The sequence below is a fragment of the Leifsonia stereocauli genome (assembly GCF_038432415.1).
GTDB classification, from domain to species: Bacteria; Actinomycetota; Actinomycetes; order Actinomycetales; family Microbacteriaceae; genus Orlajensenia; species Orlajensenia stereocauli.
The window spans coordinates 1729619-1751268 of record NZ_JBCAUN010000001.1 but is presented as its reverse complement, the minus strand read 5'-3'; the positions used below and the strand labels follow the sequence as shown (position 1 = coordinate 1751268).

The 21650-nt window shown below is 66.9% G+C and carries 16 protein-coding genes; 8 read left to right on the top strand and 8 right to left on the bottom strand.

The window, feature by feature from the left end; all coding sequences use genetic code 11:
* Positions 1–113: 113 nt before the first annotated feature.
* From AADV74_RS08415 to AADV74_RS08405, 3 genes are read left to right on the top strand one after another with little or no spacing between them, the layout of a single operon-like run.
* On the top strand, positions 114–929 hold the full coding sequence (locus tag AADV74_RS08415) for an ABC transporter permease (RefSeq protein WP_342113002.1): 816 nt from the start codon (positions 114–116) through the stop codon (positions 927–929).
* Positions 926–1654: an ABC transporter ATP-binding protein gene (locus AADV74_RS08410; RefSeq protein WP_342113001.1), complete on the top strand. Its 729-nt coding sequence runs from the start codon at positions 926–928 to the stop codon at positions 1652–1654. Before AADV74_RS08415 ends, AADV74_RS08410 begins: the two co-directional genes overlap by 4 nt.
* Entirely contained in the window at positions 1651–2784 is a 1134-nt protein-coding gene (locus tag AADV74_RS08405; RefSeq protein ID WP_342113000.1) for a glycosyltransferase, read from the top strand. Before AADV74_RS08410 ends, AADV74_RS08405 begins: the two co-directional genes overlap by 4 nt.
* Here the strand turns inward: AADV74_RS08405 and AADV74_RS08400 are convergent.
* Both AADV74_RS08400 and AADV74_RS08395 read right to left on the bottom strand, forming a co-directional pair.
* The gene (locus AADV74_RS08400) at positions 2716–3642 is read right to left on the bottom strand and encodes a hypothetical protein (RefSeq protein ID WP_342112999.1); all 927 of its coding nucleotides are present in this window, start codon (positions 3640–3642) and stop codon (positions 2716–2718) included. The two genes, AADV74_RS08405 and AADV74_RS08400, sit on opposite strands and share 69 nt — an antisense overlap.
* Positions 3632–4573 (bottom strand): glycosyltransferase family 2 protein, encoded by a 942-nt coding sequence (locus AADV74_RS08395; protein ID WP_342112998.1) that lies wholly within the window; start codon positions 4571–4573, stop codon positions 3632–3634. Before AADV74_RS08395 ends, AADV74_RS08400 begins: the two co-directional genes overlap by 11 nt.
* Before the next feature lie 132 nt (positions 4574–4705).
* Here AADV74_RS08395 and AADV74_RS08390 point away from each other — a divergent pair, with 132 nt between their 5' ends.
* A complete protein-coding gene (locus AADV74_RS08390) occupies positions 4706–7525 on the top strand; it encodes a YfhO family protein (RefSeq protein ID WP_342112997.1) in 2820 nt (939 codons plus the stop codon).
* A gap of 8 nt (positions 7526–7533) precedes the next feature.
* On the opposite strand, the gene AADV74_RS08385 is transcribed toward AADV74_RS08390, so the two are convergent.
* From AADV74_RS08385 to AADV74_RS08365, 5 genes are all read right to left on the bottom strand, one after another.
* Positions 7534–8358, bottom strand: a complete 825-nt coding sequence (locus AADV74_RS08385) for a glycosyltransferase (RefSeq protein ID WP_342112996.1) — start codon at positions 8356–8358, stop codon at positions 7534–7536.
* Positions 8359–8384: 26 nt separating this feature from the next.
* Positions 8385–9620 (bottom strand): ABC transporter ATP-binding protein, encoded by a 1236-nt coding sequence (locus AADV74_RS08380; protein WP_342112995.1) that lies wholly within the window; start codon positions 9618–9620, stop codon positions 8385–8387.
* 2 nt (positions 9621–9622) lie between these two features.
* The gene (locus AADV74_RS08375) at positions 9623–10513 is read right to left on the bottom strand and encodes an ABC transporter permease (RefSeq protein ID WP_342112994.1); all 891 of its coding nucleotides are present in this window, start codon (positions 10511–10513) and stop codon (positions 9623–9625) included.
* A 115-nt stretch (positions 10514–10628) separates the two neighbouring features.
* Positions 10629–11597 carry a GDP-mannose 4,6-dehydratase gene (locus AADV74_RS08370; RefSeq protein WP_342112993.1) on the bottom strand — a complete coding sequence of 323 codons (969 nt, stop codon included), beginning with the start codon at positions 11595–11597 and terminating at the stop codon, positions 10629–10631.
* 7 nt (positions 11598–11604) lie between these two features.
* Entirely contained in the window at positions 11605–12588 is a 984-nt protein-coding gene (locus tag AADV74_RS08365; RefSeq protein ID WP_342112992.1) for a GDP-mannose 4,6-dehydratase, read from the bottom strand.
* 200 nt (positions 12589–12788) lie between these two features.
* Between AADV74_RS08365 and AADV74_RS08360 the strand changes: the two genes are divergently transcribed.
* The gene (locus AADV74_RS08360) at positions 12789–14759 is read left to right on the top strand and encodes a glycosyltransferase (RefSeq protein WP_342112991.1); all 1971 of its coding nucleotides are present in this window, start codon (positions 12789–12791) and stop codon (positions 14757–14759) included.
* A 17-nt stretch (positions 14760–14776) separates the two neighbouring features.
* Here the strand turns inward: AADV74_RS08360 and AADV74_RS08355 are convergent, their stop codons facing one another.
* The gene (locus tag AADV74_RS08355; protein WP_342112990.1) at positions 14777–16123 is read right to left on the bottom strand and encodes a glycosyltransferase; all 1347 of its coding nucleotides are present in this window, start codon (positions 16121–16123) and stop codon (positions 14777–14779) included.
* 73 nt (positions 16124–16196) lie between these two features.
* On the opposite strand from AADV74_RS08355, the gene AADV74_RS08350 reads away from it, so the two are divergent.
* The 3 genes from AADV74_RS08350 (at position 16197) to AADV74_RS08340 (ending at position 21594) form a co-directional block, all read left to right on the top strand.
* On the top strand, positions 16197–18020 hold the full coding sequence (locus tag AADV74_RS08350) for a glycosyltransferase family 2 protein (protein ID WP_342112989.1): 1824 nt from the start codon (positions 16197–16199) through the stop codon (positions 18018–18020).
* A 70-nt stretch (positions 18021–18090) separates the two neighbouring features.
* Entirely contained in the window at positions 18091–19491 is a 1401-nt protein-coding gene (locus AADV74_RS08345; protein WP_342112987.1) for a glycosyltransferase family 4 protein, read from the top strand.
* A gap of 144 nt (positions 19492–19635) precedes the next feature.
* Complete coding sequence (locus tag AADV74_RS08340; protein WP_342112986.1) at positions 19636–21594, top strand: DUF7657 domain-containing protein; 1959 nt, start codon at positions 19636–19638, stop codon at positions 21592–21594.
* Positions 21595–21650 lie beyond the last annotated feature (56 nt).

Genomic DNA, 21650 nt, shown 5'->3' with positions numbered 1-21650 from the left:
ACGACGGGGACCCGACCGGGATCCTGAACGTCGCGCGAAAGACTGTGGTCTAAACTATTGCGGCTCCAGTCACCCGAAGAGAGTAGAAAAAGCGATTGAGTGTTTTAGCCGATATGAGGAACTCGCGAGAGCTCTTCATCAACATGGCTCAGCGGGAGATCAAGGGAAAGTACAAGCGTACGATCCTCGGGCAGTTGTGGTCCCTCATCAACCCGCTGGCCGCGATGGTGATCTACACGATCGTCTTCGGATTCATCCTGCGGGTCAACCCGCTTCCCGGTGACCCGTCCGGTCTGGACGTCTTCCCGCTGTGGCTCCTGTCGGGTCTATTGCCGTGGACGTTCTTCACGGCCGTCGTCACCGGCGGTATGGGAACACTTCTCAGTCATGCCGGGCTGATCAAGAAGGTCTACTTCCCGCGTATGGTGCTGGTCTTCTCGACCGCGGCAGCAGCAGCGTACAACTGGGCGTTCGAGATGGTGGTGCTCGTCGTCGCCCTCATGATCTTCGGCTCCTTCGTGCTGCCGTGGCTGCCGCTCGTGATCGTCTTCATGGCCGTCCTCGCCGCCTTCGCCGTCGGGCTCGCCCTCATGTTATCGATCGCGAACGTGTTCTTCCGAGACACGCAGTACCTCATGAGCATCGTGCTTCAGATGTGGATGTACCTGACGCCGATCATCTACCCCATCCAGCTGGTGTCGTCGCAGTCCGACGCGATCGGTCCGCTCTTCGGAGACGTGACGATCCTCAGCCTCTATCGACTCAATCCCATGGAGCGTTTCGTCAGTGTCTTCCGCAATCTCCTCTACGACAACCGCATGCCGCTCGTGAACGACATGCTCTTCTGCGTGGTGGCGGCCATCATCTCGCTGGTCGTCGGCTACCTCGTCTTCTCGCGCCACTCCCGCAAGCTGGCGGAGCTCCTGTGAGCGAGGCTGTCGTCATCGACGACGTCTCCAAGAGCTTCCGCATGTACAAGGAGCGCAATCAGAGCCTGAAGTCCGCCATCATGCGGGGGCGCATCTCCTCGCACACCGACTTCTGGGCGCTGCGGAACGTGTCGCTCGAGATCCCGCACGGCTCGACCTTCGGACTGATCGGCGACAACGGATCCGGCAAGTCGACGCTGCTCAAGTGCGTGGCCAAGATCCTGCATCCGGAGACGGGCACCATCACGACGGACGGACGCCTGGCGGCGCTGCTGGAGGTCGGGTCGGGGTTCCACCCCGAACTGTCCGGTCGCGAGAACGTGTTCCTGAACGGGTCGATCCTGGGGATGAGCAAGAAGGAGATCACCCAGCGTTTCGATGAGATCGTCGACTTCTCGGGCGTTGAGGAGTTCATCGACCAGCCCGTGAAGAACTACTCCTCCGGCATGTACGTGCGGTTGGGGTTCTCGGTGGCCATCAACGTGGATCCCGACGTCCTGCTCGTCGATGAGGTTCTGGCCGTCGGGGACGAGGCGTTCCAGGCGAAGTGCCGCCAGAAGTTCGCGGATTTCAAGAAGCAGGGAAAGACGGTCGTGGTCGTGAGTCACAGCATGGGAACCATGCAACAGATGTGCGACAAGCTCGCCTGGCTGCACCACGGCGACCTCAAGGCCGTCGGAGACGCGCCGGATGTCATCGCGAAGTACCGCGCGCGCCAGCCGTGACGCCCGTGGCAGGTGACGGGAAGGGGCGGCCCTCCCTCGCGATCGTCACCTGCTACAGGCATCCGGACTACGTCAGGGCGATCACGCTCCGCGCGGCAGCTGAGCAGTCCGGTCGGTTCTCGACCGTGACCGTCGTCAAGAACAGCGCGCGGGGGCTGCGTCGCTACGGCCAGGTCGCCGCACAGCTGTGGCGCCTGCGCCGCGCGCGGCCCGACGCGTACCTCGTCACATTCCGCGGCTACGAGATCCTGCCGGTCGTACTGCTGCTCGCCGGACGACGGCCCGTCTACTACGACGAGTTCATCAACCCGGTCGAATGGTTCGTCCACGAGCACCACCACTTCGGGGAGCGGTCGCTCCCGGCCCGGCTGCTGAGGCAGGTCTTCCGGATGATGATGCGCCGCACCGCCGGCGTCCTGGCCGACACCGAGTCGCACGCCGCCTACTCCGCATCGCTCATGGGCCTGTCACGAGGGCTCTTCCATGCGATCCCCGTGTCGACGGACGAGGAGCACTTCTCTCCCGGGTCGACGACGGCGCGCAGCGCCGGGGTGTTCACGGTCCTCTACTACGGCTCGATGCTTCCCCTGCACGGCGTCGACGTGGTCCTGGACGCGGCGGTTCGCCTCGCGGCCGACGAGGGCATCAGGTTCCATCTCGTCGGAGGCGACGAGGAGACGATGGAGGCGATCCGGCGAGCGGTCGAGGCCGGCGCCAGGATCGACTACACGGAATGGGTGGACTACGCGGAGCTGCCAGCGCTGTTCTCGCGCAGCGATCTCATGCTCGGGGGGCCGTTCGGCGTCACAGTGCAATCGCGGTTCGTCATCACCGGCAAGACCTACCAGTTCCTCGCGAGCGCTCTCCCCACGGTCATCGGCGAGAACCTCGAGAGCCACGTGTTCTCGCATCGTGGTGACGCGCTCATCGTGCGACGCGGCGACGGGGCGGCACTGGCCGCGGAGATCGCCTGGGCGAGCGTCCATCGTGATGAGCTGACGGCCATCGGATCGTCCGGACGAGTCCTCTACGAGGAGCGGTTCAGCAACGCCGACGTCGCATCACTCCTCGGTCGCGTCATCCTTCCGGAAGATCCCGCGCAGGTGGAACAGGCTCGAGACGCCGAATAGCGCACCGAGGAAGACGGCGTAGAAGGCTCGATCGACGATCCCGGCGGCCACGATCGTGTCCAGCGGCACCTGGTGGAGCGAGTGGGCGAAGACCAGGAATCCCTCGCGGATGCCGATCGCGCCCGGCGTGACCGAGACGAACAACGACAGGTTCGCTGAGCCCGAGTACGACAGGGCCTGCGCGAAGGTGTAGCTCGCGTCGGAGACGGCGTTGATCTCGACGAAGTAGACGATGGTCATCAGGAGCACCTGCACCACCACGACGACGCCGAGGGCGGCCACCCAGACCCAGCGGTCCAGGATGCCGGCCTTCCACGCGGTTCCCCAGACGATCGCCGCCCCGACCACGAGTCCCGCGACGGTGATCCAGGGGGCGGTGTTGGCGAACAGCAGCGAGCCGTTGATGACGGCGAACGCGCCGAAGTAGTACAGCGTCGCATAGGTGTAGTCGCGGAACCGCATCCCGATGCGGCCTTTCAGGTACACCGCACGGATGCCGGGCCCGCTCTGCAGGGGGCCGAAGAAGTTCGACACCGTCGAGTACACGGTGAGGAGGAAGCCCTCACGGTAGGGGAGACGATTGCTGCTGAGCCTGATGGTGGTCTCCAGCACGCCGAAGTGCGTCGTCACGATCAGCAGGTAGAGCGCCAGCAGGATCGAGATGTTCAGCCAACCGATGGAGAAGGCCTGCACCAGCAGCCCGGGGTTGAGCGCCAGGTAGACGACCAGGAAGGCGAAGAAGGAGCTGAGCACGACGATCGCGAGCACGCGTCGGTGGGCGTTGACCCAGCGCACCGGCCTGGACGTGGTGAACGCCGTCGCCCGCGCCCGGAGGCGTTCGGCGAATCTACTGGCCATACCGCTGGGACTTGATGAGCTCGAGCGTGTCCTCGTGAAGCGAGCGGTTGATGCGCGTCAGGTCGGCGATCACGCCGAGCGCGAAGGCCAGGAGCGAGCCTGTGGCGAGAATGGCCCCGATGAGGAGGGATTGGATGTGGTCACCGGGCTCCTCGACGGACAGGAGCACCACGTACCGCACGAAGGGGATGAAAGCGGCGATCCCGAAGATGATCCCGAGCCCCGCGAAGATGACGTAGGGCCGGTACATGAGGTACGCCCGGACTATCGCCGAACCCGACATGACCATGTGCTGCCAGATGTTCTTGAAGAGTCGAGACTCGCGCGTCTTCGCGTTCGTCTCGACCGGGATGCTGGTGATGGCCAGCCGCTTGTACCCGGCCTGGATGATGGTCTCCATCGTGTAGCTGAAGCGGGTCACCACGTTGAGGCGGATCAACGAGTACTTCGAGTAGGCGCGGAACCCGCTCGGCGCATCCGGCAGGTCCGTGCCCGCGGCTCGGTTGACGACCCAGCTCCCGAAGCGCTGCATCAACTTCTTGAAGCCCGAGAAGTGCTCGATCTTGGCAGTCTGCCGGTCGGCGATGACGATCTCCGCCGTGCCCGCGAGGATGGGCTGGACGAGGTCGCCGATCCGAGCCTGCGGGTACTGGTTGTCGCCGTCGGTGTTCACGACGATGTCTGCACCGTGGCGGAGGGCGTAGTCGATGCCGTCGGCGAAGGACTGCGCCAGGCCCATGTTTCGGCGATGCCGCACGATGTGGGTCACGCCGTGCGCCCGCGCGACCTCGACCGTGCGGTCCGTCGAGCCGTCATCGATGATCATGATCTGGATGTCGTCGATGCCGTCGACCTGCCTCGGAATGGACTCGAGGACGAGCGGCAGCGTCCCCTCCTCGTTGAAGCAGGGGATCTGGACGAAGAGTTTCATGAAGGCTTTCGACGGGAGGAGAAACAGGCAAAGCACAAGGATATCTCGGCAGCCGCCGCGCTCGTGCCGGGTCTGCGGCCACGTGGGTGATAATCGACTGTCGGCCGGGGGACGTGGAAGAGGTGTGCAGTCGTGACGTCACTGCGTTCCCGTGCGCCAGGTGCCGCCACCCTGCGCCGACACGTTTCTGGCGCCGGCGTGGTGGGCGTGGTCTCCTGGGCGGCCCTGGTCGTCTTCACACTGGTGAGCATCGGCACGCCGCTGCTCGGCATCGGCTCGTTCCTGGACACGAGGATGTTCGCCTCGTTCGCTCCGTGGGCGTCGGCAACGGGCGACACCAATCCGCTGCTGGTTCCATTCTTCGGCGACACCGTCGACTCGGCGGCTCCGCAGGTGATGCTGCTGGTCGACACGGCACGGGCCGGGTCGCTCGCCGAGTGGAACCCGTTCGTCGCCGGAGGCAGCGAGCTCGGGGGACTGCCGAACTCCGGCGCGTACTCACCGCTCTCGCTTCCGTGGTGGGTTCTCCCCCCGATGATGGCGGCCGGCTACGTCAAGCTGCTCGAGATCGTCGCGCTCACGGCTGGGATGTGCCTCCTCCTCCGTCGGCTTGGCGTCCACCGGGCTGCGTGGCCTCTGGCCAGCCTCGTCTTCGCCTCGAGCGGTTTCATGATCGCCTGGACGAACTGGCCACAGACCCGCGTGGCCGCATTCATCCCGCTTCTGTTCTGGGCGGTGGACCGGGTGGCCGTGCGGCCCCGGGCCGTCGACCTTCTCATCATCGGGCCCATCGTGGCGGCCATGCTGCTCGGCGGTTTCCCCGCTATCACGGGCTACGCCCTCTACGCTGCCGGCGCCTGGTTCCTCGTGCGATCGATCACCACCCATCGACGCGTGCGACCGGTTCTCGCGGCCGCCGGCGTCGCCGTGGGCGGCATCGTGGTGGGTGGCCTTCTGGCGGCGTGGCAGATGATCCCGTTCGCGATCAATGCCCTGTCGGTTCTGGACTTCGACGTGCGCGAGCAGAATCCGATGAGGCATCTCGCCTGGTCGGAGCTCGCATCCGTGCTCATCCCCGATATCAACGGAGGACCGGAACCGGTCGGGATCTGGGTTCCGGAGCATCGTGTCGAGGCTTTCTCCTACCTCGGCGCTGCGACCCTCGTTCTGATGGCCGCGGCGATCCTGGTGCGACCGAGGACGCGGTCGCGCCTGAGCGGTCGCACCTACCTGGTCTGGGCCCTGCTCATCTCGATCGCGCTGACCTACGCCGGCGGGATCCTGCTGGCCATCGTTCAGGAACTCCCGATCTTCTCGAACAACTACATTGGCCGACTGCGGGTCATGATCGGCTTCTTCGCGGCCGTCCTGGCAGCGATGGGCCTGTCCGCGCTGCTCGATCCCGTGCCCCTCAGGGTGGAGGTGCGCCTCGCGCGACGGAGCCGAGCCGCTCTGGCGGCGGCGATCGTCCGCGTCGTCGTCGTCGCCGCGGTCGCGGTGGCCGCCGTGATCCTCGTGATCGGCGCCTATCGCGCAGTCCCAGTCGATCGGCTCGATCGGTTGCGGCCCGAGGTGGGTGCGATCGCGGCGTGCGCCGTCCTGGCCGTTGTGCTCGTTGCGCTGGTGTGGCTCACGGCGGCGCGATGGTCGGTGGTCGTCGCGGGCATCATGCTGCCGCTCCTCGTCGTGTCGCCGGCGCTCTACGTCACGTCCATCTGGTGGCCGACATCGCCGAGCGAGACCTTCTACCCGTCCACCAGCACGCACGACTTCCTGGAGGAGGAACTCGGCGACGATCGCTTCGCGACCGTGGACCAGGCGATGATGCCCGGGTCGAACACCGCGTACGGGTTGCGATCGGTCGACGGCCACGGCTTCCACACCGTCGCGTGGAAGGACCTCCTGACGGCTGTGGATCCCGACATCTTCAAGTCTGCGACCTACTCCACGATGACGAGTGAGGGGCTTCCGGTGAGTTCGCGATCGCCGATACTCGATCGACTCGGTGTTCGCTACCTCGTGGTGCCGCCTGCTGTCGCAGCGATCGGAGCGATGACCGAGCCGCTTCCCGCCGACGGCGCGGTCGCCGTCGATTCCGGCGCCGGAATCGAGTCCGCCGTGTACGCCGGCCCGATCCGCGGCCTGTCCTTCGACGCATCAGGGCTCGCCTCCGGCGACGCGGGGGTGGACGTGCGGGTCGACATCCTTGACGTCGATGGTGCCGTTCTGGCCTCGACGACCACGTGGGTGCCGCAGTTCACGGGTCCTCGAAACGTCGCCATCGCGGGAGACTCGATCCCCGCCGCGACCCGGTGGACGGCACGGCTCACGCTCGACGGCATCTCCGGCCCTGTGCCGGTCGCCACGTCGGCCGGCACCCTGGCCATCGGGGTCGTCCGTCCCGTGACCGGCGACGGGATCCGGACGGCGCAGGCGGGCGATGCCACCGTCTACGAACGAACGACGGCACTGGAACGGGTGCGCTGGGCGTCATCCTCGATCGTCATCGCCGACGCAGACGATCGTGTGGAAGCCCTCGCGGACGGAGCGGTCCCTGCCGACGCGGTCGTCCTCGACACCGAGGAGGATGTCCGACCGACCGATACCGCATCGACGGCGAGCATCGAGGAGGACGATTCCGACGACGACAGCATGCGATTCTCCGTGGATGCGACGGGATCCGGCTGGCTCCTCGTCGAGGATTCGCTGCGTCGCCCGGGTTGGACGGCGTCGGTCGACGGCGTCCGGGTCGACATCGTGGCGGCCGATCATGCTGCCGGCGCCGTCCATGTGCCCGCAGGAAGTCACACTGTCGAACTGACGTACCGCACACCGGGATTCAGCGAGGGAATCGCCGTGAGCGTGGTGGGAGCTGTCGGATCCCTGCTCGCCGTCGGCATCCTGGCGCTCGTCAGGCGGCGTCGGGAACCCCGGCAGACGTCGGTCAGCTGAGGATCAGGTCAGCGGCTCTTGGTCGCGACGGCGGCTCGCAGACGGAGACCGGCGAGGAGGACGAGCCTCACGGGCGCGAGCCACGGTGACGAGTAGCGCTTCGCGAGGAAGCGCTCGGCGCTGCGGTGGTGCGCTGTGATCATCGCCGCCGACTCCGTCGATGTCGATCGGGCGCCGTGGTGGGTCGCCGAGGTCGCCGGCTCGTAGACGTTGGTCCAGCCCGCACGGCCGAGACGGAACCCGAGGTCGACATCCTCGAAGTACATGAAGAACTCCTCGTCGAATCCGCGGATGCCCTCGAAAGCCGTTCGGCGCACGAGGAGGCATGCTCCGGAGAGCCATCCCGCCTCGCGGGAGATGCCGGCGGCGTCGGCCGCGTGGTAGCGCCGGGTCCACGGGTTGCCGGCCCACACTCGCGAGAACAGCGCATGACCGATGCCGAACCTGATCGACGGGATCGCCCTGGCCGACGGATAGATCGTGCCGTCCTCGTTCAGGATGCGCGGACCGACGCTTCCGATCCGGCGATCGCCTGCCGCCCGGGCGATGAGCACGTCGAGCGCTCCGGGTTCCAGAACGACGTCGGGGTTGCTGATCAGGATCCACTCGACGGAGTCGGGGAGGGTGTCGGCCGCCGCGTTGATAGCGCCGCCGTATCCGAGGTTCGCGGTCATCGGGAGGTAGGTCGCTCCATGACCTGCTGCGATCCGGGCGGCGCCGCCCACTGACGGCAGGTTGTCGGCGACGACCATCAGGACCGGATCGAGCGAGGCCGCAGCGGCACTCTCGAGGAACTCGCCGAGTTCTCCGTCCGATCGGTAGGCGACCGTCACCACGGCACGGGAAGGACTGTCGTGACTCACCCTGACGGCACCGATTCGGCGTTGACGACGGCGTCGACATCGAACTGGACGACGCCGGCACCGGCCGGGTCCTCCTCGAAGTCGAGGTATGCGGCTGGGTTCAAGAGATCGATCGTCGTTCCGTCGATCGTCGTGGCTCCGGCGCTGAGGATGAGACGCTCGCGGCCGAAGTTGGTGTCGCGGACGTGGAAGTCGATGCGGTACTCGCCGGGCGCGGACGGCAGGTCCATCTCCAGTCCTTCGGTGTTCAGTCTGTACACGGTCTGGCCCAGCGTCGATTCGAGGGTGAACCCCGTGATCCACTCGACGCTCCTCACCACCGTCGCGTGGATGGAGATGACGAGGTCGGTGCCCCTGGCGACGGGCATGGTGCCGACCTTCGCGCCGTCGGCCGTGTGGACCGTGACGTCGTCGATCGTGACAGCCCCGTTCGCTCCAGTGTCCTCGCCGCCGTTGCGGGCCGCGGACTCCTCCTGCGCGATCACCCTGTCGCGTTCGTACCCCTCGCGCAGGACGCGGATCCCCTCGCCGACGCCCCCGTCGTGAACGATGCGCCCACCGTCGAGGACGATGGTGCGGCTGCACACGTCGGCGACCTGCTCGGCGGAATGGCTCACGAGCAGGATCGTGCGGCCCTCGCGCTGGAACTGGCGGATCTTGGTCATGCACTTCTGCTGGAAGGGTTCGTCGCCGACGGCGAGCACCTCATCGACCAGGAGGAGGTCGGGATCCGAGTGCACGGCGACAGCGAAGGCGAGTCGCACGTACATGCCGGACGAGTAGAACTTCACCTGGGTGTCGATGAACTCCCCGATGCCTGAGAATTCCACGATGTCATCGAAGACCGCATCCGTCTCCTCCGTCGACATGCCGAGGATCGAGGCGTTCAGGTAGACGTTGTCGCGACCGGACAGGTCGGAGTGGAACCCCGCCCCGAGTTCGAGCAGGGCGGCTACACGACCTCGGCGGAACACCCTGCCGTCCGAGGCGTCGATGATGCCGCCGATCACCTTGAGAAGCGTGCTCTTGCCCGAGCCGTTGTGGCCGATCAGGCCGACGGACTCACCCAGCCCGACCTCGAGGGAGATGTCGGAGAGGGCGGCGAACTCCTCCCGCGACCGCTTCCTGTTGCGGAAGTAGAGGATGCGTTCCTTGATGGACTTGTCCTTGTGCAGGACGAAGCGCTTCGAGACGCGCTCGACCCTGACGAGAGGTTCGACTGAGGCGGGCATCGTCACAACTCCTGGGCGAAATTGCTCTGCAGGCGGGAGAAGATCGACTGCGCCACGAAGAACAGCACGATGCTCGCCACGAGGGCGATCGCCATCCGCAGGGCGAGGTGGCTCGGCCAGTACTGCGTGGGGTCCTCGGCACCGGCCATCCACATGGCCTTCTGCATGCCGATCACCGCCAGCGTGACCGGGTTGGCGAGGTAGAGCTCTTCGAGCAGGGAGCCGTGCAGCGCATCGTTGACGAATCTCATCGAGTAGGTGATGGGGGAGGCCCAGAAGAAGATCAACAGCATGATCTCGACGAGGTGCTGCACGTCGCGCAGATACACGTTCAGGGCGGACAGGACCAGGGCCAGGGCGGTGCCCAGGACGACGACGATGGCGATTGACCCGACCGCGTAGAGCAGATCCCAGTGCAGCGGCGCACGGCCCAGCACGACGGTGGCCACCACGAGGATGAAGAACTGCACGAGGAAGTTGAACATCGCGCCGCCCACGGCGGCGAGGGGGAAGATCTCGCGCGGCACGTAGACCTTCTTGACCAGACCGGCATTGCCGACGATCGAGGTCGTCCCGGCGCTCACGATCTCGCTGTACAGGCCCCAGACCGTGAGGCCCGTGAAGACGAAGATGGCGAAGTCGGGGATCGCCCGGGCGGCACCCAGGAACTGGCCGATCGCGATGTAGTAGATGAGCAGCTGGGCGAGGGGCCGAACGAGCGACCAGAGGATACCGAGGCTGCTGTTCTTGTACTTGGCCCGCAACTCACGCTGGACCAGGCGACGAAGCAGCTGGCGGTACCCGTAGATCTCCCGGAACGAGGCCGCGAATCCCCGGTTGCCGCCGGATCTCCCCACTTCACGGAGCGGCTCGTCGACGGTCCGTGTGGACACGCTGACGACACGAGAACCCATGGAGCTTCCTTCCAGCTGCAAACACTGCATTCTAGCTTCCGGAGGGCCGCGGATCCTGACAGGCAGAGGACGCCGCGCGGCGTCGAACCGACCCTCAACCGGCCGAGAGATCCCTGAGATCGGACGCGACCATCTCGGCGACGATGGCAGCGAACCCCGTCGTCGGGATCCAGCCGAGCACCTCGCGTGCGCGCCGGGCGTCGCCGATCTGCGCGATGGCATCCGTCGGTCGCACGAAGGCGGGATCGGTCTGCACCAGAGGGCTCCAGTCGTCGATCCCGACGGCATCGAACGCCGCGGCGACGAAGTCACGCACGGAGTGGGGGACACCGGTGGCGACGACGTAGTCGCCCGCGGTGGTCGTGCCGGCAAGACCGATCGCGCGGGCGTAGTCGGGCGCGTGACCCCAGTCGCGGACGGCGTCGAGATTGCCGAGCGTGATGCCGTCGGAGAGGCCGAGGCTGATCCGTGCCACCCCTCGGGTGATCTTGCGCGTGACGAACGTCTCCGGGCGCCGCGGTGATTCGTGGTTGAAGAGGATGCAGCTCGACGCCTCGAGCCCGAGGCCCCGGTACACGCCGACCAGGTGGTGACCGTAGGCCTTCGCGGCTCCGTAGGGATTCGTCGGACGGACCGGCGTCTGCTCGTTCTGCGGAGAGGTCTCGGCGGCTCCGAAGATCTCCGCGCTCGACGCCTGCACGAAGCCGACCCGGCGCCCGGTGCGCTCCCGCAGGCGCCACGCGGCGTCGAGGAGTGTGGCGACCGGCAGGCCGGTCACCTCGGCCGTGTCCACCGGATGAGTCCAGGAGGCCGCCACCGAACTCAGGCCGCCCAGATTGAAGATCACATCGGGTTCGAGCAGGTCGACCAGGGCTCGCAGGGCATCCGTGTCCGTCAGGTCCCCGTCATGCAGGGTGGCCTGCGGCAGCAGGCCGGCCAGCGCGGTCCTCTGGGCGTCGTTCGAGCGGACGAGGCCGTGCACCTCCCACCCGTCTCCCACGAGCTGTTGACCCAGGTAGCTGCCGGTCTGGCCGGTGATCCCGGTGATCAGCGCGGTGGGCATGCGCGCCTCAGACCAGTCCACGCGCGACGCGGTCGACATCGGCGTCGACCATGAGGTCGACGAGCTCGGGGAAGGAGACGCTCGGGCGCCAGTCGAGTGCGGCTCTGGCCTTCGTCGAGTCTCCGATCAACAGGTCGACCTCCGCCGGGCGGAAGAAAGCGGGGTCCTGGGTGACGTGGCGCTCCCAGTCGCTGATCCCGACGCGGGCGAAGGCGCGTTCGACGAATTCGCGGACGCTGTGAGTCGCCTCCGTGGAGATGACGTAGTCGTCGGCATGCGGCTGCTGCAGCATGCGCCACATCGCATCCACGTAGTCGCCGGCGAATCCCCAGTCCCGCCGGGCCTCGAGATTGCCCATGACGAGCTCGTCCTGGAGCCCGGCCGCGATACGGGCGACGGCGAGGCTGATCTTGCGCGTGACGAACTCGGGCCCGCGCAGCGGGGATTCGTGATTGAACAGGATGCCGCTCGACGCGTGCATTCCATACGACTCGCGGTAGTTGATGGTCATGTGGTGTCCGAACGCCTTGGCGACACCGTAGGGCGACCGTGGCCACAGCAGGGTCGCCTCGGTCTGGGGGATGTGCTGCACCTTTCCGAACATCTCGGAACTGGATGCCTGGTAGAAGCGGATGCGGCCGAGATCGTCGCCGGCGTGCAGGCGAGTCGCCTCGAGCATGTTCAGCACGCCCTTGCCCGTGACGTCACTGGTGAGATGCACGTTCTCCCAGGAGTACGCGACGAAGGAGATCGCGCCCAGGTTGTAGATCTCGTCGGGGTCGGCCGATCCGATCGCGCGGATGAGGCTGGACAGATCGAGCAGGTCTCCGGTGAGGATCTTCACCTCGGGGAGCTCGGCGCGCAGGAACTCGACCTTGGGGTTGTTCTGACCACGAACGAGCCCGAAGACCTCGTAGCCCTTCGAGAGGAGCAGTCTGCTCAGGTAGTAGCCGTCCTGGCCGGTGACACCGGTGATGAGGGCTCGGGGCATGCTGTTCCAATCGCTCGACTGTCGATTCGTCGACGCCTCACGACGAGGCAGGAGTCTTTCCTGAGAGTACCGGTGTCCACTCCGGGGCGGCGGTGAGCGACAGGCCGCAACCGGGCTCACCGGGTCGGGGTCGCATAGAATGGCAACTCAGTGACGCATCCGTCCTGGGTCGGATTCGGGCGAGTGGAGGAGGGGTCACCGTGCTGAAGAAGGTGCTCCGAACGGGCGCGGGAGCCTTCGCTCGCGGCTCGGATGCCGTCGCAGCCGGAGCCACGGGGCTCTCGAGCCTGCTGCGCATCGGTCCACGCACCTATCTCGCGCAGCGCAAGCTCTACGCGGATCTCGCGCAGGAGGCCGCCGGACGCAGCGACACCTTCGCCAATGGAGTGACGACCGCCCTCACCGAGGCGCGCGCGTTCGGCTGGCATCGCACCCACTCCCACCCGACCGTGCTCGCCCTGATCGGCGTCGAGACGGGCGCGGACTCCGTCGACTGGATTCGGACGCTGCATTCGACGGTTCGTTGCCACGTCCTGGTGTCGCCGGCACAGGCCCAGAGGCTGAGCGGGCTCGACCCCGCCCTGTTCACGGTGTGCGATTTCCTCGACGCCCATGCCAGTGCTGACCTCGTCGGCATCCTGGATCACGTTCAGCGCTACTGGCGACGCTGCGACGTCGTGATCATCGATCTGGCGGAGGCGCGGGTGACCGCGACGCAGATCGTGCGCCTGCAGCACGCCGCCTACGAGTACCACCCCGACGGCGAGGTGGGCTTCGCGACGCCTGCGCACAGGGTCGACGGTTCGATCGTCGCAGGCATCGAGTACGACCGGCGTTCGTCTCGCTGGACCGCGGCGACGGGCCAGGCTGTCGACGTCGGTCAGAATCTGATCCCCCGCTACGCGCTCGCTGCGGTGGCGCACGGCTTCTACGTCACCAGCAGCGCTGTGGACAGGGTCGCCACGCCCCGTCGTGAGATCGCCTCGCTTCCGATCGACGACCAGGTCGCGGCGTTGATCGCGAGCGGCTGGCGCGCCAATGTACGTACGCTCGTCTTCCCGGCCGTGGTGCTCGACGTCGCGGTCTTCCCGCTCCCCTCCGACTCCGACGACCGCCGGGCGTGGCTCGAGGGGCGCATCGTCGACGGCACCGACGGACGCCGCCGGGTGATCTTCGTGCTCAACGCGACCTCCATCAGCGGCGGCATCCGCGCGGTCTTCGAGATCGCGAACGGCCTGGCAGCCCGCGGCCTGGACGTCGCCATCTGGTCCCTCGAGGGGGAGCCGACATGGTTCGAGCTGCAGGTTCCGGTGCGCTCATTCCGCAGCTACGAGGACCTCATGCTCTCGCTGCGGAACGAGGATGCGGTGAAGGTGGCGACCTGGTGGGAGACCGCTGACGTCGTCTGGCTCGCCAGCGTCAATCGAGGCATCCCCGTCAACTTCGTCCAGGAGTTCGAGACCTGGTTCTACCCTGACAACGCGGTGGCGCGAGCGGCAGTGGTGGCGAGCTATCGACACGAGATGGTGACGATCACCGAAGCGCGGTACCAGCAGCAGGAGCTCGCCGGGATCGGTGTCGTCGCTGAGCTCATCCCGCACGGCTTCAACCCCGAGGTGTTCCACCCGCTCCCTGACGTGGAGCGTCGCAGTGACACCGTGCTGGCCGTCGGGCGATCGTTCTTCCAGAAGAACTTCGCCATGACCCTGGCAGCGTGGAAGTCGCTCGGCGACCGCCGCCCGCGTCTCCTTTTGTTCGGCACGGAGCCCGACCTCGTGGACGACCAGCGAGCCGACTACGTCGAGCGTCCGAGCGATGCCGGCGTCAACGAGCTGTACAACACGGCCACGGTCTTCGTGCAGACGTCACGCCACGAGGGTTACTGTCTCCCCATCCTCGAGGCCATGGCGGCCGGATGCCCGGTGATCACCACGGATTCGCATGGGAACCGGGACTTCTGCGTCGCAGACGAGAACTGCATCATGGTCGGCCAGGACGACGCGGCCGGCTTGGCCGAGGCGATCGAGCGACTCCTCGCCGATCCGGCCGAGCAGGAGCGCCTGCGCGCGGCCGGGCTCGAGACCGCCGCGCGGTTCACCTGGCCGATCATCCTGGACCGGGTGCGGAGTTTCTACGACTCGTTGTCGCCCAGCGACGGACGCGACGCCTGACCGCTCACCGCTGACGCTCAGCGCCGTCGGATCGATCTGTAGGCACCGCCCAGGCGACTGCCCGACACGCGTTCCCGGAAGGCGGACCGTCGCTGGGAGACGAGCGGCATCTCGACGCCTGCGTCATCCGCCGGCACTCGGCCGGGCTGCAGCGCGCCCCAGCCGTCAGTCAGTGCATGCACCAGGCTCGCCGTCGTCGCGTCCCACCGCCAGCCGTCGCGCACGGCGTCGATGCGCTCAACGGTGGCTGAACGCAGGGCAGCGTCCGACGCCATCCGGCCGATGGCATCAGCCATGGCATCGACGTCAGAGCACGGGACGACCAGTCCCAAGCCCTCATCCCGGATGTACTCGGCGAACCAGTCGCCCTCGCTGACGACGCTCGGAAGGCGGGCCCAGAAGTGGTCGAGGATGCGCGTGCGGAACGCGAACCGGGTTTCGAGGGACGGATGGTGAGCCGACACGGCCACGTCGGCGTCGAGCAGGTAGTCCGCCCGTTCTGCAGCCGGGACCCAGGCGTCCAGGAAGATCACCTGCGTCCCCAGGACGCCCAGCTCCTGGGCGAGGGAGCGGGCACGATCGACGGCCTTGGGGCGGCCGATCACGGCGTTCGGGTGCTCGGTGCCGTAGAAGACGAGCTTGATCCGCGGGTCGTCCTGGGACAGTGCGGCAACGGCACGAATCGGCGTCTCGGCGTCGAACCAGTCCCAGATCCCTCCGGCCCAGATCAGCACGAAGTCGTCCTCGGAGATGCCGTGAGAACCCCGGAGGCCGGCGCGCGAGCGCACAGGCTCGTGATTCTCCATGCCGAAGGGCAGGAGCGGGAGGATGTCCTTCTCATCGCGCGCGTCCAGCGTGCTCGGGATCAGCCCTCCCGACGCCATCATGAAGCCGAGCCAGAAGTCTCGCTGGCGCTCGTTGGAGGTGACGAAGAGGCTGCCCGTGATGCAGCAGAAGCGGAAGTAGCGCAGCAGCTCGGCGAACTCGCGGTCCTTGTCCGGGGCGGTGTCGAAGCCGCTGATGCGCTCGGCGCCGATCGTCTCGATGGGGAGGGCGTTGTAGAAGTCGTAGATGATCCGGGTACCGGATTCGACGGCATGCCGTGCCACGTTGGTGTCGATGAACTGGCAGAAGATGGCGTCAGTGCGCTCGACGAGTACTTCGAGCTCCTCCCGCGACGAGTACTCGACAGCGGTGACGTCCGATCCGTCGAAGTCGACGACCCCGCTCCCCGCAACGCCGCTCGCGAACGTCACGTCGACGTGGGGTGCCAGCGCGCGGGCGATAGCCACGAAACGCAATCCGGGACCGGCCATGCGCGCTCCGACGACATCGGGGGCGATCACCAGCAGGCGTCGTCGCACCGGTTCGTGATCGACTTCTTCGCTCGGTAGCATGGTCTCCTGTTTCCTATGGTTCCCGGGGTGGCTCACGTTCATGGTTAGAAATCTGCCGATCGCGCTCGCGCGCCGCGTCTACAGGGTCATCCCTCCGCGTTTCCAGCAGACGGCCAAGAACCTCTCCTCCGGGTGGTTCTATCCTCTCAACACCCGCGGCCTCGGCGCGAACGCCGAGATGGTCGCGTGGTCGGCGGTGCATCGGCGGCCGGTGAGCATCGTCATTCCGAGCTACAACGACCTCCCGCTCCTCACAGAGTGCCTGAAGAGCATCGAGGAGACCTGCGGTGGGTTCGACTACGAGGTCATCATCGTCGATGACTACTGCCAGCCGGAGAACGCCGCCGAGCTGAAGAAGCTGGAGAACGATCGCATCACCGTCGTGCTGAAGGACGAGCGGCTCGGTTTCGCCGGCACGGTCAATGTCGGGATGCGTCTCGCCCGCCACGACATCGTGCTCCTCAACAGTGACATCGTCGCGAAGGCCGGCTGGCTGGAGGCGCTCCAGTACAGCGCGTACGAGATCGACGAGAACATCGGGATGGTCAGTCCGAAGCTCGTCTACCCCGACGGTCGGATCCAGTACGGCGGCACGTATTACGCCCGCGTGCTCGCGCCGCAGTGGTTCGGCCACCTGCACGTCGGCGCGCCCGCGACGAAGCCCTCGGCGAACGTGCCCGGGTACAACAGGTCGGTCTCCGGTGCCTGCGTCTACATCACCCGGTCCGCCTTCGAGCGGGTGGGGGTGCTCGACGACGAGTACTGGCTCGGGTTCGAGGATGTCGACTACGGGCTCCAGGCGTGGCGCCACGGCGTTCGCTGCTACTACCAGCCCGCCGCCATGCTGGTCCATCATGAGTCCGCGTCGCGTGGCTACAGCCAGGGATGGCGCGAACTGGCATCGATGCGGAAGTTCTGGCGACAGTGGGCGGATTCGTTCCTGACCCGCACGGTCGCGCAGCCCGTCGACGTCGACGTCGTGGTGTCCGACGCCACCGATGGACTCTGGCGGCACTACGTCGAGCAGCAGGTCGAGGCCCTCCGAGCGAGCGGGCACGCCGCCGTGATCCACGAGCTGCACTCGGATTCCGCGCCGGACGAGGACGTCATCGCCCGTCTCCAGCAGCGCGATTCGATTGCCGTGGCGGCCGACTGGAAGGCTGGAGTCACCGTCTGGCTCTCGACCGTCGATGCTGGGAAGCCCGCGTACCTCCTGCCGACCGTCGAGAGCATCTTCCACCCGACCGACCCCGGGCTCCAGGCCAGGATCATCTCGCAGTACCGCCCGGAATTCGAGTACGTCGCGCCGAACCGCTGGACCCAGCGACAGCTGCAGGCGGAGACCGCGTGGGAGGTGCCCCACAGGGTCGTACCTGCCCTCCGACCGGCACCACTCCCTGCAGCCTCCCCGGCAGGCGTCGTTGTGACCATCGGCGCCGACGCCACCGTGCGCTCCACTGTCGACCGGCTCGCGGCCGAGGTCGGTGCCACCGTCGAGCACAGGGCGGAGGCGCCGGACAGTGCAGAGGCGCTCGCGGAGCTCCGGCTGGTCGGGGCGCGGGCGATCGTCTCGCTCGGTGAACCGGTCAACAGCCTCGTGCCCATCGCCCTCATGTCGCTGGGAGCCGCTTACATAGGCCGACAGGACGAGCGGACCGGCTACGAAGTACTCGACGGCTACAACGCCCTCCTCCTCCCGGCGGACGGATCGGGACTGGAGGACGCGCTGCGCTCAGTCCTGACCATCGATGCGGTGCACGTCGAACTGCGGGAGAACGGGCATGCCACCGCCGTGCACTACGCGGAACTCTCCGGCCGCTCGCTGTCCCGAGCGTTCGCATCCATAGCGGACACGAGCGTCTGAGGCTCCGGATGCAGCACCACCACCCCCAGGGTGCGGGATCGCTCCGCCACCCCACGACAGGAGACAACCAGTGAGCACCGTCACGCCGAGCCGTTCTCGAGTGGTCGTCATCACCGGGGATCCCGTCGGGGAGAAGATGGCGGGTCCGGCGATCAGGGCCTGGCACATCGCGCGGGAACTGGCTGAGGAGCACGAAGTCCGCCTGCTGAGCATGAACCGCGTCTCCATCCAGCACCCGAACTTCGAGATCCTGGAGATCTCGCACCATCGACCGTCGTCGATCAACGAGCACGAGGCCTGGGCCGACGTCATCATCCTGCAGGGTCACGCTCTCGCCCTGTTCCCGGCGCTCGAGCGCACGGAGAAGGTGCTGGTCGTCGACATCTACGATCCGCTCCACCTGGAGCAGCTCGAGCAGGGACGTGAGCTCCCCACGCAGCAATGGGTCGATCAGGTGAGGGATGCGACCGCCTCGCTCAACCACCAACTCCAGCTGGGCGACTACTTCCTCTGCGCCAGCGAGCTGCAGCGCAATTTCTGGCTCGGACAGCTCGCTGGAGTCGGGCGCGTCAACCCGTACACCTACCAGCAGGACAATGACCTCGATCGCCTCATCGGCATCGCGCCGTTCGGTATCGCCGCCGTCGAGCCTGAGCGCACCCGCCCCGCGATCAAAGGCGTCGTCCCAGGGATCGGCGTGAATGACACGGTGATCATCTGGGCCGGAGGCATCTACAACTGGTTCGACCCCGAGACGCTCATCCGTGCCGTCGGGCTCCTCGCCGACTCGAGGCCTGATCTGCGGCTGTTCTTCATGGGGGTCAAGCACCCCAACCCCGACGTGCCCGAGATGGACATCGTGGCCAGGTGCCGCCGCCTGGCCGACGAACTCGGGCTGACCGGGCGCAACGTGTTCTTCAACGAGTCCTGGGTCGACTTCGACGACCGCCAGAACTACCTCCTCGATGCCGACCTCGGGGTGTCGACGCACTTCCAGCACATCGAGACCACCTTCTCCTTCCGCACACGCATCCTCGACTACCTGTGGGCCGGACTGCCCATCGTCAGTACCGACGGCGACTCGTTCGCGTCTCTCGTCTCGGCGAACGGTCTCGGCCGTGTCGTCCAGGAGCGCGATGAGGCCGGCCTGGCCGCTGCCCTCGAGGACGTGCTGTACGACGACGTGCTGCGCGCGGACATCGTGGCCAATGTCGGCAGGATACGGGAGGACTTCCGTTGGAGCCGGACGCTCCGGCCTCTCGTCGAGTTCTGCCGCGCACCCTCACACGCGGCCGACAGGCTGCCCCCGAACCGGCATCACCGGGGCGCGCACGGTGTCGTCGGTCCGCGCGTCATCAGGGCCGGGTGGCGTCGCGACGTGGGGCGCACGATCCACTACCTCCGAGCCGGCGGGGTGAGGGCCGTCTACGGCAAGGTCGCTCAGCGGGTTCGCAAGCGGTCTGCGGAATAATCCCATCGGGTGCACATCAGGCCGCACCCGACGACGCGCGTCCGAGGACGCAGAGAGAACGAGTGCATGAGCGACCAGCATCCGCGCGCCCGAGCAACACGAGGAGATCGTGTCCGGGCGGTTCGACGCCGGTACGACGGCTGGGTGGCACCCCGGGCTGACGGGCTCCCCAGCCTGCGCGTGCTCCTCGTCGTTCCAGCACTCCTCCTGATCGCGGGGACGATCCTCGTAGCCCTGACGATCAACGGGTCGTCCTCGGGGGCGTTCTACGGTTCACTCCACGATGGAGCCGACCCCGACCTCATCGCAGGCCAGCCCGAGATGATCCGCACCGACGAGTGGAACGTGCAGACCGTCTGGGCGATCAGTCAGGCCCAGCAGGGTCTGCCGGTCGTCAACGAGACGTTCCCCGGCGGCATGGACGCCACCCTGCCGCAGGACCTTCCGCGTGCTGACTGGTCCGTGGCCTTCAGGCCTCACCTCCTCGGGTTCCTCTTCCTCGACGTCGACCACGCGCTCACACTCAAATGGTGGCTCCCGGCGCTGGCCCTGATAGCCGCCGTCTACTGCTTCGTCGTGACCGTGCTCCCACGGCGGCCGATCCTGGCCGCCGGACTGGCTGTGGGGTTCTACTTCAGTCCGTTCTTCCAGTGGTGGTTCCTGCAGACCACGTTCTGGCCGGTGGTGTGGGGTCTCGCCACCATGACGGCGGTGTGGTGGGCTCTGCGCTCGAGGAGCTGGGGCGGGCCGGTGGCCTGGGCGGCGGTCGTGGCCTATCTCACCGTTGTGATGGCCATGGGAATCTACGTTCCGTTCATCGTTCCCGTCGCAATCGTCGTCGTCTTCTTCGCGATCGGCATGGTCATCAGCGTCCTGCGCGAGAGGATGCCCGTGCGCTTCATCCTCGCCCGTGCGACGCTGGTGATCGGGGCCGGCCTCGTCGGCTCCGCCATCGTCGGCATCTGGCTGTATTCGAAGCAGCAGACCGTCGCCGCCTTCCTCAACACGGCATACCCCGGGGAACGACTGCAGTCGACGGGGGCGAGCGATCTCGGCGCACTGGCGTCAGCCGTCGGTTCGTCATTCACCCGGGCGCTCAAGACGGGCGGCTTCCTCGGCCTCAACTCATCCGAGGCATCGACCTTCTTCTTCGTCGGAGCCTTCCTCATCCCCGTCGTCGGCTGGCTCATCGTGCGGGCGGCGCGTGCTCGGCGGCGACTGCCATGGGAGCTCATCGCGCTGACAGCGGCGATCGTCGTCTTCCTCGCCTTCCTCTTCGTGCCCGGCTGGGACGCGATCGCCCACCTGCTGCTGCTCGACCGCACGACTCCGAACCGCGTGCGCATCGGGGTGGGACTGGCCTCGATCGTCATGGTCGTCTTCATCGTCAAGGAGTTGAGCACCGAGTTCCGGCCAGGGCGGGTGTTCTCCGCCGGGACGGCCGCCCTGTTCCTGTTGTCGCAGCTGGGGATTGCGGCGGCCGTGTACGCGGCATCGCCTCCGGCTCTCGCGCTCGCGGGGGCCTGGTGGCTGCTCGCGCTCGGCGGAGCGGTGGCCATCTACCTCATCGCCCGAGCTCGGCCCGCGGCCGGGGTCGCGGTGTTCGTGGCCATGTCGCTGTTCGGCTCGGTGACAGTGAACCCGATCTACCGCGGAGTCCTCGACCTGCGTGAGACACCGACAGCTCAGGCCATCATGAAGCTGGATGCGGACTCCGACACGACCTGGGTGGGCATCGGAGGTCGCCTCACGACAGCCATGCTCCTCGAATCGGGAGTCGAGGCCTACAACGGGTTCCAGGGCGCGCCGTCACGCGAGATGTGGGACTCGGTCGATCCGTCCGGGCAGTTCGAGTTCCAGTGGAACAGGCTGGCGGGCGTCGGCTGGACCCCCGGTATCGGCGAGCCGGTCGTGTCCAACCCCGCGCCCGACCAGATCCTGAGCACCTTCGACGCATGCTCGAACTTCGCGCAGGAGAACGTCGACTTCGTGCTGTCCGACGACTCAGTCCACCTCGATTCGCCCTGCCTCGAGGAAGAGAGCGATCGGCCCATCGCCGGGGGCGACAGCCTCACGATCTGGCAGGTCGTGCCGGCGCGCTGATCGGAGGTGCGGGCAGGCGGACGCCCGCGCCGCTGCGAACGGTTCGCCGGGCGGAA